The sequence below is a fragment of the Clostridium vitabionis genome (assembly GCF_015351765.1).
Taxonomy (GTDB): domain Bacteria; phylum Bacillota; class Clostridia; order Lachnospirales; family Lachnospiraceae; genus Clostridium_R; species Clostridium_R vitabionis.
In genome coordinates, this window is sequence record NZ_JADKQA010000026.1 from 1 (window position 1) to 2123 (window position 2123).

Consider the following 2123-nt stretch of genomic DNA (forward strand, 5'->3'; position numbering starts at 1 on the left):
GCAATTCACTCCAACATCTGCTTCAATGTTTGGAGTAATTATCTCAAACGGATTGGAGTGAAACAATCCAACGAATTACTTCGCGCTTACGATATTTTCAGGATGCTCCATTTTGGACTTTCGGCAAATATTCGCATTATTGCCGAAAGTCTATTGACTTTTAGGACGATATGATATATCTTATCCTTGGACTTTTGGCAATTTTAAAGATTTTTGCCGAAAGTACGGAGGTGATGGAATTGAAAATGACAGCAGAGAAGTTTATAGAGAATCACCCTTCCTTTACGACCGGAGAATTCGCGTACGCTCTTCAGGAAGGCGTTCCTGGAATCGGAAGATCCACTATTTACAGCATTCTGAAAAAGAAATGTGATTCCGGAGAAATCTCCAGAGTGGGAAAAGGGCGTTTTGTCCACTCTGCCAGAAAAAATTACTCTTATGAATTGTCAGAGACTGCCAGGGATATAGTCGCCCTGATTCAGGAGAATTATCCGTTGATAGAATTCCAGATATGGGAGCTGTATCAGATGAATGAGTTTGTGAATCATCTGCTGGCGAAGAATACCATTTTTATTGAGGTCGAAAACATGTTGGACGAAAGCATTTTCAACCTGCTTTTTGACCGTTATCCTCATGTGCTTCACAATCCAAGCCTGGATGAATACTACAAGTATGCCGGCGATGAAACCATCATTGTCCGCAAGCTGATCTCTGAAGCCCCGCCTTCAAATGGACAGTACCGGCAGGCATCACTTGAAAAGCTTCTCGTAGACCTGTTTAGCCGGGGAATTTCCGGCTCTATCCTTTCTCGTTCAGAATACCGCGCCATTTACGAGGACGCCTTTCAAAAGTACAACATCAATCAGGGGAAAATGTTCCGTTATGCCCGCCGCCGGGGCATTGAAAAAGTCATCCGTGATTTTATTCATGAAGAAACCCGCATTGTTCTGGAGGACGACAAATGATCGACAAAAGAGTTTACGAGCTTGATTACATCCGGGAACTGCAGAAGAAATACGTCTCCGATCCGGGCCTGATTGAGCGGGCCCTGTATGCCTTCGGCCTGCTGGAAGCGATCAAAAGTGTCGGAATGCCCTTCTGCTTCAAAGGCGGAACCAGCCTGATGCTGATTCTGGAAAAGCCGGCAAGGCTGTCCACCGACATAGATATTCTGGTAGAACCTGAGACCGATGTAGACGACTACATCGATAAAGCCTCCCGGATCTTTCCCTTCCTCAACAAGGAAGAAGATATCCGCAAAGGCAAAAACGGGATCGTAAAGAGGCATTTCAAATTCACCTACTTTTCTCCCGTAAGAAATACAGAATTCTATATCCTTTTGGATGTGGTGTTCTCCCATCTTCCCTATGCACAGACCGTGCAGAAAGAGATCCGTAACGACCTTCTTCTGACTTCAGGGGAAAACCTTACTGTGGAAGTCCCTACAGCGGATTGTATGCTTGGCGATAAGCTGACCGCTTTCGCGCCTCACACCACCGGGGTACTTTTAGGCATAAATAAGGAGCTGGAGATTGCAAAGCAGCTGTTTGATACGGCTACTCTCTCCGACTATGTGACTGACTTTGAATTGTTTTCTAGGACATACGATACAGCAGTTATGGATGAGACCGCTTTCCGCGGAGAAGCCTGGAGCAAAGAAGATGTCCTCCTGGATACCATCCGTGCCTGTGTCAGCATTATCAGCAGAGGAACCATCGACAAGGATGACTATGCGGAATATCTCCGCGGCATAAAATCGCTGAGGAACCATATCCTCCTGAGCAGCTACAACACTGATGATGCGACCTGGAAGGCCTGTAAAGTCATGTATCTTGCTTCGTGCCTGCTCTCCGGAAACCCGTTTAAGAAAATAGAGCATCCGGAAAGCTATATCTCGGAACGGCTTGAGGGTGATCAGTATAAAAAGCTTGCCTATGTCCGCAAACAGCGTCCGGACGCATATGCCTGTCTGGTCGAAGCCACCAGAAATCTGATATGATATCGGGCCCCTCGGCAAGATGATGTCAAGGAATGTTCGCAAAAACCATCCAGACCCATAGTCGAATGATTATGCAGCATCTTTAGGTAACAGTCGTGAAATTGATTCCTCTTTGATATATGCT

2 protein-coding genes are annotated in these 2123 nt (G+C 45.9%); both read left to right on the plus strand.

Annotated elements, in window-relative coordinates; all coding sequences use genetic code 11:
• Positions 1-170 precede the first annotated feature (170 nt).
• Positions 171-965, plus strand: coding sequence for a DUF6577 family protein (locus tag ISF27_RS13100; RefSeq protein ID WP_194611907.1), 795 nt, complete (start codon positions 171-173; stop codon positions 963-965).
• Positions 962-1999, plus strand: a complete 1038-nt coding sequence (locus ISF27_RS13105; protein WP_194611908.1) for a nucleotidyl transferase AbiEii/AbiGii toxin family protein — start codon at positions 962-964, stop codon at positions 1997-1999. The genes ISF27_RS13100 and ISF27_RS13105 overlap by 4 nt, the downstream gene beginning before the upstream one ends.
• The last annotated feature ends 124 nt before the right edge of the window (positions 2000-2123 follow it).

Coding starts and splice junctions, on each gene's coding strand:
- ISF27_RS13100 (WP_194611907.1), top strand. CDS start 171: ATGATATATCTTATCCTTGGACTTTTGGCAATTTTAAAGATTTTTGCC.
- ISF27_RS13105 (WP_194611908.1), top strand. CDS start 962: ATGATCGACAAAAGAGTTTACGAGCTTGATTACATCCGGGAACTGCAG.